The sequence below is a fragment of the Microcystis flos-aquae FACHB-1344 genome (assembly GCF_014698375.1).
GTDB classification, from domain to species: domain Bacteria; phylum Cyanobacteriota; class Cyanobacteriia; order Cyanobacteriales; family Microcystaceae; genus Microcystis; species Microcystis aeruginosa.
In genome coordinates this window covers 41843-50280 of the sequence record NZ_JACJSW010000128.1, presented here as the reverse complement: position 1 = coordinate 50280, position 8438 = coordinate 41843, and the positions used below count along the sequence as shown (strand labels likewise).

At 45.8% G+C, this 8438-nt stretch carries 8 protein-coding genes and 1 pseudogene; 6 read left to right on the top strand and 3 right to left on the bottom strand.

The genetic code is table 11. The annotated features are described in order from the left end of the window. Positions 1 to 112 precede the first annotated feature (112 nt). Positions 113 to 1894, bottom strand: a pseudogene (locus H6G48_RS11220) (GspE/PulE family protein); the annotation flags it as partial. A gap of 240 nt (positions 1895 to 2134) precedes the next feature. Between H6G48_RS11220 and grpE the strand changes: the two are divergent. Then, on the top strand, positions 2135 to 2857 hold the full coding sequence (gene grpE, locus H6G48_RS11215) for a nucleotide exchange factor GrpE (protein WP_190721736.1): 723 nt from the start codon (positions 2135 to 2137) through the stop codon (positions 2855 to 2857). A 94-nt stretch (positions 2858 to 2951) separates the two neighbouring features. Here the strand turns inward: grpE and H6G48_RS11210 are convergent, their stop codons facing one another. Beyond that, on the bottom strand, positions 2952 to 3593 hold the full coding sequence (locus tag H6G48_RS11210; protein ID WP_190721734.1) for an HAD-IA family hydrolase: 642 nt from the start codon (positions 3591 to 3593) through the stop codon (positions 2952 to 2954). 90 nt (positions 3594 to 3683) lie between these two features. Beyond that, the gene (locus H6G48_RS11205; RefSeq protein ID WP_190721732.1) at positions 3684 to 5648 is read right to left on the bottom strand and encodes an amylo-alpha-1,6-glucosidase; all 1965 of its coding nucleotides are present in this window, start codon (positions 5646 to 5648) and stop codon (positions 3684 to 3686) included. 90 nt (positions 5649 to 5738) lie between these two features. Between H6G48_RS11205 and rpmH the strand changes: the two genes are divergently transcribed. The 5 genes from rpmH to H6G48_RS11180 all read left to right on the top strand — a co-directional run bounded on the left by rpmH (position 5739) and on the right by H6G48_RS11180 (position 8377). After that, a complete protein-coding gene (rpmH, locus tag H6G48_RS11200) occupies positions 5739 to 5876 on the top strand; it encodes a 50S ribosomal protein L34 (RefSeq protein ID WP_002739276.1) in 138 nt (45 codons plus the stop codon). A 26-nt stretch (positions 5877 to 5902) separates the two neighbouring features. Further along, positions 5903 to 6265, top strand: coding sequence for a ribonuclease P protein component (gene rnpA, locus H6G48_RS11195; RefSeq protein WP_190721730.1), 363 nt, complete (start codon positions 5903 to 5905; stop codon positions 6263 to 6265). Continuing rightward, entirely contained in the window at positions 6255 to 6650 is a 396-nt protein-coding gene (locus H6G48_RS11190; protein WP_190721728.1) for a PH domain-containing protein, read from the top strand. The genes rnpA and H6G48_RS11190 overlap by 11 nt, the downstream gene beginning before the upstream one ends. 84 nt (positions 6651 to 6734) lie before the next feature. Beyond that, positions 6735 to 7883 carry a membrane protein insertase YidC gene (yidC, locus tag H6G48_RS11185; RefSeq protein ID WP_190721726.1) on the top strand — a complete coding sequence of 383 codons (1149 nt, stop codon included), beginning with the start codon at positions 6735 to 6737 and terminating at the stop codon, positions 7881 to 7883. Beyond that, positions 7883 to 8377, top strand: coding sequence for a Jag family protein (locus tag H6G48_RS11180; RefSeq protein ID WP_190721724.1), 495 nt, complete (start codon positions 7883 to 7885; stop codon positions 8375 to 8377). The genes yidC and H6G48_RS11180 overlap by 1 nt, the downstream gene beginning before the upstream one ends. Positions 8378 to 8438: the final 61 nt, after the last annotated feature.

The window sequence follows — 8438 nt, the reverse complement described above, 5'->3', positions numbered from 1 at the left end:
ATAAAGGGCTTTCAGACTATCGGTTAGTTGAATCAGGGATGCTGGTTTCATGCGAGTTCCTCACTCTGAGGATTTTCCCATTATTATAGGATCAATCATTCTCTGTAATTCTCTTAATGCGATCGGTGGTTGCCCCTTGGTTAATTAACTGCTGTAGTCGTTCACTATTCTGCATTACCTCATAGACACCGACGCGACCTTTATAACCGCTGCCGCTACACTTAACGCAGAGATTGCCCTGTTTTCGTGCCTGTTGAATTTCTTCTATGGTTAGGGTATTAGCCTTATAAAAGGTCACTTCCCGTTCATTGGCGGCGGCAAGACCAAAACGGGCCAATTCCTCTTGGCTGGGGTGATAGGCGAGCCGACACTCGGTACAGACGCGCCGCACGAGACGCTGGGCCAAGACTCCCAAGAGAGAACCAGAAATCATAAACGGTTCAACCCCCATCTCATCGAGACGAGAGATCGCACCTGCGGCATCGTTGGTGTGTAGGGTAGTTAGGACCAAGTGACCGGTTAAGGCGGCCTCGATCGCTGTTTTGGCCGTTTCCTTGTCCCTAGTTTCTCCCACCAGAATCACATCCGGGTCTTGTCGCATGAATGCCCGCAAAATCGAGGCGAAATCCATGCCTTTTTCGCGAATTACCTGCACCTGGGTGATGCCCGGTAGAGAATATTCGATCGGATCTTCGGCCGTACTAATATTGACCCCGGGGTGATTTCTTTCGGCTAACACCGAGTATAAACTGGTGGATTTCCCCGAACCGGTCGGGCCTGTCACCAGCAACAGACCAAAGGGACGACTGGCCATGTCTCGGACGATTTGCAGGGTCTTTTGGTCGGTGATTAGTTTATCTAAACCCAACTGGGTAGCCGAGTTGTCGAGAATCCGTAAACAGACTTTTTCCCCGTAGCGACTGGGTAGGGTATTAACCCGAAAATCCACTTTCCGCCCTTGATATATCCGCCGAATTTTACCATCTTGGGGAAGACGACGTTCGGCGATATCGAGATCGGCCATGATTTTAAAACGGGCTGTCACCGCCGGGGTAATTTTTTTCGGCAGTGGATCAAAAGCTTGATGAAGAACTCCATCTTTGCGAAAGCGAATTTTCAGGAATTCTTCTTGGGGTTCGATGTGAATATCGGAAGCCCATTCCTGTAGGGCTTTAGCTAGAATTTTATTGACGAGGTTGATGACGGGGGCTTGATTAGCGTCCCCTTCTCCGAGATCATCGGCCACTTCATCGTTAGCACCCCCGGAGGCCACATCAATATTGCCGACAATATCGGTGAGATCCGAGAGTTTTTCCAGGTCTTTTTCTTTTTGCAGTCGGGCTTTTTCCTGTTCTAGTTCCGATTGAGCCGAGTGGAATTTTTCCAGTAATCTTTCATAATCTTCGCTGGTAATCACCAAACGCTGTAAACCTAAATCCTTGGGACGGAGAATACGATTAATATCGTCGGAAGCCTCGAGGTTGTCGGGATCGACCATGGCTATCAAAATCGCAGCCGGCTCTCCTTCGATCTTTCGCAGGGGGATGAGACGATAGCGACGACAAAGATCGATCGGAATCAAAGAATCGATCAATCGGGCTATTTCCAGTCCATCCACATCGGTTAATTCGGGGTCGAGCGATTCGACTCCGTAGAGAATTTTTAGTTCAAATAACTGGTTTTTCTTATACTGTCGCTGTAAATCCGGGGGCAAAGGGCGCCCGGTTAGTTGTTGTAATATTTCTACTAGCGATCGTCCCGATTTCCGTGTTTCCACTAGGGCCTGTTGCATCTGGTCGGCACCGATATAGCCCGACTGCACCAACTTGTTACCAAAGGGCGAAAAGTAATTGCGCAGGGCAACGGCACGGGTTTTCTTGGAAGAAAATGTCATAGACGATTCTTAACCTCTCCACTACCCTTAAATGTTCCCAATTTTACTGAGAGAATTGCATTCTAGCAAAAATTTTTCTAGATCACCGATTATCTATCGGGGTCGCTTATATCCAGTTACGGATCTTGTCCACAAAATGTTACATTAAAGGTTAAACCTTGATTATTAGCTGGTACTTAAAGACCAAAATTAGCAGTAAATGGTCATATATTGCCAAATTACCCAATAAAATTGTATACTATGAGTGCAGAACCGAATAACTCAGTAATTTTCGACGAAAACCAAGAATCCTTTCCTAATTACCCCGAATCCCTTACCACCGAATCGGAAGCCACTGTCACCGATGAAGCCAAAACGGTGACGAGCCAGGCAGCCTCTAGCGAGGAATTTTCCCTTCTAGGGGGAATGACTATCGATGCTCTACAAGAGGAAATCGACACTCTCAAACAGCAGTTAGAGGAACAAACCCAACAGGTTGATGCCTACAAGAAACGCTATATCACTCTAGCAGCCGAGTTCGACAATTTTCGCAAACGCACAGCCAAGGAAAAAGAGGAACTGGAAACAAAAATCAAGGGCAAAACCCTGATGGAAATTCTTGGCGTGGTGGATAATTTTGAGCGCGCCCGTACTCAAATTAAACCTGCTAATGATGGCGAGATGGGTATTCACAAGAGTTACCAAGGGGTCTATAAAATCTTAGTAGAGAGTCTCAAGCGTTTAGGCGTTTCCCCCATGCGTCCGGAAGGTCAACCCTTTGATCCCACCTACCACGAAGCGATGATGCGGGAGTACACCGATGAACATCCCGAAGGCACGGTGGTGGAGCAGTTAGTGCGAGGATACACTCTCGGAGAAGATGTTTTGCGTCATGCTTTGGTAAAAGTGGCCGCCCCCAAAGAGACAGATCCTAACGCTGCTCAGTCAGAAGCGACTGCCATCCCATCCCAGGAATCAGTCTAACACCTCCACATCAAAAATTGTTTAGGTATTTGGGAAGAGGGGATATGTGTTTCCTCCCTATCCCCTCTTCCCACTGAAAGACTTTTTCTCGCTTTTATCTTTTAATTAAAAACGCTTCTATACCCAAGGCTTTTGCCCCTTGATAATCCTCTTTTTTACTATCGCCAATATGCCAAGCTTGTGCGGGGGAACAATCATGTTTTTGTAGGGCGATTTGAAAAATTTCTGGATCGGGTTTAGCCGCTCCTGTCTGGGAAGAAATCGTGATCGATCGAAAAAAATATTCTAAGCCTAATTCGGCCAAAACTTGGTATATACGACTATCAAAATTAGAAATAATGCCCAACTCGATCCCCTGAATCTGCCAGAGTCTTAAAGCGGGAATGACATCCTCGTACAGCACCCAAGGCTCGGCCGTGGCAAAATGACGGTAAAGTTCGCCAAAAAAAGCCTCAAAATCGGGAAATCGTTCCAGATAACCTAAATTATTAAAAACCGCCCCAGTCAGCGATCGCCACCAGCGATACTCTAACTCGGGAATTTGTGCCGGTTCAACCTTAGGAAAAGCTAGGGGGGGAGAAGTGGGGAAAATAGCCAAGAAAGATTGTTCTAGACTCTCGGCCGCCACCTCTACCCCAAAATCAGCTGCTATTTGACTATAAATTGCTCCGACACTGCCTTTTACTCCAAAAAGAGTACCCACAGCATCGAGAAAAATAACTTGCGGTTTCTCCATGAGAGTTTTGTCTATAACGGTCTGACTGAGGTTTTTAGGGTCGGTCCTTTAGCTGGTCTAACACACCTAACAATTGCTCATTTTAAAGGATTATGGCGAAAATTCTCGGATCACTTGCCAAACCCTTAATACCTCTGCCACTGTCCATGCTTGGGCAAAAGCGCCCCTAGGGGTAAAAGGGGCATTACCATCGAAAATTTCGCTTAAATTACCGATACAGCTATCCTGAAGATGGTCGATCATCGGTGTTAAAAAACTCTCGGCTAGGATGGGATCGCGATAGACTTTCAGATGGGCCTCGATAAATGCCCCTAATAACCATCCCCAGACTGTCCCCTGATGGTAGGCACTATCTCTTTTTAAGCGATCGCCACTGTAAACGCCAAGGTAATCAGGATGAGCGGCATCTAGCGATCGCAAACCGCGAGAAGTCAACAATTTTAAAGCACAAATATCGACAATAGCCCTTTTCTGTGAGGAATTTAATAACTCCTCCACCGACAAAGACACGGCAAAAAGTTGATTCGGTCGTAAACTGGCATCATTACCCTTGTCCGTATCCACAACATCGTAACAATACCCCAGAGAATCATCCCAGAAGCGAGAGAACCCTTTTAGGGTCATTTTTCTCATTTTTTCGTAATCAGTGGCATCCATGCCCAAATAATGGGCAAATTGAACCATTATTTTGAGGGCATTGAACCAAAGGGCATTAATTTCTACGGGTTTGCCGATGCGGGGAGTAATCACCAGATCATCAACTTTGGCATCCATCCAAGTCAATTGTACTCCCGCTTCGCCGGCATAGATCAAACCATCGTCATCTAGGTGAATATTGTAGCGAGTACCGCGACGAAACCAAGCGATCACTTCCGTTAAAGCGGGATAAATAGTTCTGAGAAACTCAAAATCTTGGCTTTGGTTAAAATAGGAACGAATGGCTTCAAAATACCAAAGAATAGCATCGACAGCGTTATATTCGGGCATTTCTCCCCCATCGGGCAGTAAATTCGGCAATAAACCCTGGTCTAGATAACGGGAAAAAGTTAGTAAAATCTGACGCGCGATCGCAGGTCTGCCTGTAGTCAAAGTTAATCCTCTTAGGGAGATCATCGTATCGCGACCCCAATCACCAAACCAAGGATAACCCGCGATTATCGTTTTGCCCTCCGGTTGATCCCGGAGAGGACGACTAACGATAAACTGGTCGGCAGCGAGGGTAAGTTGTTGAATCCATTCGGGCTGCTGGGGATTAATCAGACTATTTTCGTAGCGATAGCGAGACTCTAGAGAAGATTGACCGTCTAAATTCGGATCGGGACGGGTACTAGCGGCAATTGTCACCGATTCTCCCACTTTAAGAGTAGCCGAAAAACTAGCCCCATGGAGATGATTTTCTCGATCGATTAAACCACGATAACGTTCCACGGCCAAATCAAAGCGATAATACCAGATATGAGCGGGAAAAACCTCTCCCTGACTGATTAATAGATAAAAAGGTACAGCATTGTCATAGGCAATCACTCTTACTCCTTTTTCCAGGGGACTAATAGCCATTTGCCAGTTAAAACCCTGGGTATTGCCGTGAAAATCACGATAATTGACAAAAGCAGTCAGATTGAGAGTTAGGGGAGAATTGCCACGACGGTAGGTATAGTGAGTATAGGTGGTATTTTCTCCCTGTTCCATCCAAAGGCGCTTTTCTAGTAAGGCATCCCCACAGGTAAAAGTCCAGACGGGAATTGTCCCTTCCAGATGAAAACTTTCGATATTAATATAGCCTTGGGGTTCGATCGTAGCACCTAACCAGCGATTGCTGGCCAGATGATAAATTTTCTGGTTATATTGTACCGATTCATCGATTTTAGTCACAAGAAGCGTTCTTTGCGTCGGTGGAGCCAAAGCAGCGATCAAGAGGCCATGATAACAGCGAGTTAGCAATCCGGCCACAGTTCCCGCGGCAAAACCCCCGATACCATTAGTGACCAACCATTCGCGCTTTTCAGCCACCGGGAGATAATTGCAGATATCTCGACCAAAACGGAGCTTGACCATGGGCTTCCCAATTCCTAGTAATTTTGTTATAATTAAAAATTGTGTCTTTATATCTATAGAGTAACTCTATCTTAAGGAGGAAAATCACCAGTGAGTAAACGTACTTTAGAAGGAACCACGCGCAAACAGAAGCGCACTTCTGGATTTAGAGCGAGAATGCGTAGCGTCAACGGACGCAAAGTAATTAAAGCTCGTCGGAAAAGAGGGCGCTATCGTTTAAGTGTTTAGGTTATTCTGGGAACCGACTAATTTTCGTGGGACTACCCCAAATTCATCGCTTAAAACATCGACAGGATTTTCAAGCTGTCTATGGAACAGGGAAGCGTTATCACGGTTCCCACTTAACCTTAATTAGTTTAGAGGATTCTTGCCCAGATCACCCTCTCCCCAGTCGTTTTGGTATCTCGATTAGCAAGAAAGTTAGTAAAAAAGCGGTGGTTCGTAATCGACTCAAACGGCAAATACGAGCGGTAATTCGGCAGTTATTGCCAGAAATAGCAGCAGGATGGCGAGGGATAATCATTATCCGTCCAGGGGCGATCGAGTGCAATTATGAACATTTTTTGCGAGAATTAAAGCAGTTGTTAGTGAAGGCCAATATAATTCATGGGCATTAAAGAAGAAACTTTTTATGAAGGGGGTCCGCACATCGGCGACCTAATCATCAATATCCTGCTAGGATTTACGGTGATTTGTTTACCTTTGACCGTTGGGGCAGTAGTACGGGCAATCTGGTTAAGATATAAGATAACCGATCGGCGGATTTCGATCACCGGGGGTTGGATGGGACGAGATCGCACAGATATTATCTATTCAGAAGTGGCAAAAGTGGCAAAAATGCCGAGAGGAATTGGTATTTGGGGGGATATTGTCGTAACTCTCAAGGATAGAAGTCGTTTAGAAATGCGCTCGATGCCGAAATTCCGGGAAATTCATGACTATATTGCCGAAAGAGTCGCCGATAAAACCGGTCGTCCCCTAGAATCGATCATCAGTCAATAAAACAAAATAATCGATCGCCGAGATTCGATAAATTAGATTTGTCAAAGTGAACCCCTATTAAACGAGAAGGCATAGATTAAACCCATGGATTTTGGAGTCGGATTTATTTCCACAAATATCATGTTGCCAATCCTAGATTTTTTCTTTCGGATTGTGCATAGTTACGGTTTCGCCATCATTGCTTTAACGCTGGTGGTGAGATTTGCCGTCTTTCCCCTCAGCGCCGGCCAGATTCGCAATATGAGAAAAATGCGAATCACTCAACCCTTGATGAAGGAAAGACAGACAGAAATTCAACAACGCTACAAAAATGACCCGCAAAAACAACAGGAGGAAATGGGCAAATTAATGCAGGAGTTGGGCAATCCCCTAGCGGGTTGTTTACCCCTGTTATTACAAATGCCGATTCTTTTGGCCTTATTTGCGACGCTGCGGGGTTCCCCCTTCTCGGATATTAACTACACCGTCGATTTACAAGTGCTGCCAACCGAACAAATCGCCCTCGTGCAGCGCCAACCCTATGCCACCAAACCCCAAAACGTCTATATTGACGAGTCTCTCCACTATCCCATCACCGCTTTTTTACCCCAAGGCAATAAAATCGCCCCGGGAGAACAGGTAAAAATCGACCTCCAAAACGACCAGGGCAAGTCTTTGGGCCAATTAGCCACGGAAGCGCCCGAAAATAACCTAAAACCCACCTACGAGGTGGTTAAAGGGCAAGAACTGGTGCAAGTTAATGAAGACGGTTCCATCGTCGCTTTAGCCCCCGGAGATGCCAGTATTAAAGTTATCGTGCCGGGGATTGCCGCTAATACGGGTTTTCTCTTTATTGAGGCCCTGGGAAGAATTGGGGCAACCGGTGCCAATGGTGAAATTCACTGGGATATTTTGGCGATGGTGATCGCTTTCGGTATTAGTATCTATGTTAACCAAGAGTTATCCGGTGCCGGCGCTCCTTCGGGGGGGGCAGCCCAACAACAGCAAACGGTGAATAAAATCACCCCGATAATTTTTAGTATGATGTTCCTGTTTTTCCCCTTACCAGCGGGGGTATTGATGTATATCTTAACCGCGAACATCTTCCAAACTATTCAAACGGTGATTTTGATGCGGGAACCGTTACCGGAAAACCTGCAAAAATTGGTAGCGGAACAGGAAAAAACGGAAAAATCCCGCGATGCTCTCCCCTTTGAAAAACGTTCTAGCAAGAAAAAGGAAAAAACATCGTAATGAGTATATGGGAGCAAAATAGCGAGAAAGCTAAACAATGGCTGGAAAAACTGCTAAAGTTGATAGCCATGCCCGCAGATGTCCAGATTGGTGTGCAGGAATTGGGAACTGGACCTTCCTCCTGTTGGTTAATTATTGATAGTAGTCAATTGAGTCCCCAACAAGTGGAACTTCTCCTCGCTAACAAGGGTGAGGGACTGGATGCGATTCAATCCCTAGCTAATACGATTCTGAATATTGGTGTCGAGTCGGCAGAACATCAGTTCTATATTGTCGAAATCAATGGCTATCGTCAACAAAGACAGGCAGAACTTTTCGACTGGGTGAATCAAGCGGCGACGCAAGTGCGGCAAACAGGGCAGGAAATAGAATTAAAAGCCCTATCTTCGGCGGAACGTCGCCAAATCCATGCCTTTTTTCAGGAAGAAAACGATTTAACCACGGAAAGTCGCGGCGTGGAACCCGATCGCCGATTAGTAATTCGTTTAAAATAAGATCAAAGGGTGGGGTAAAACCTGCCCTCTTTTTTATTTTAGGGGCTGCTGAAAAAGCTTT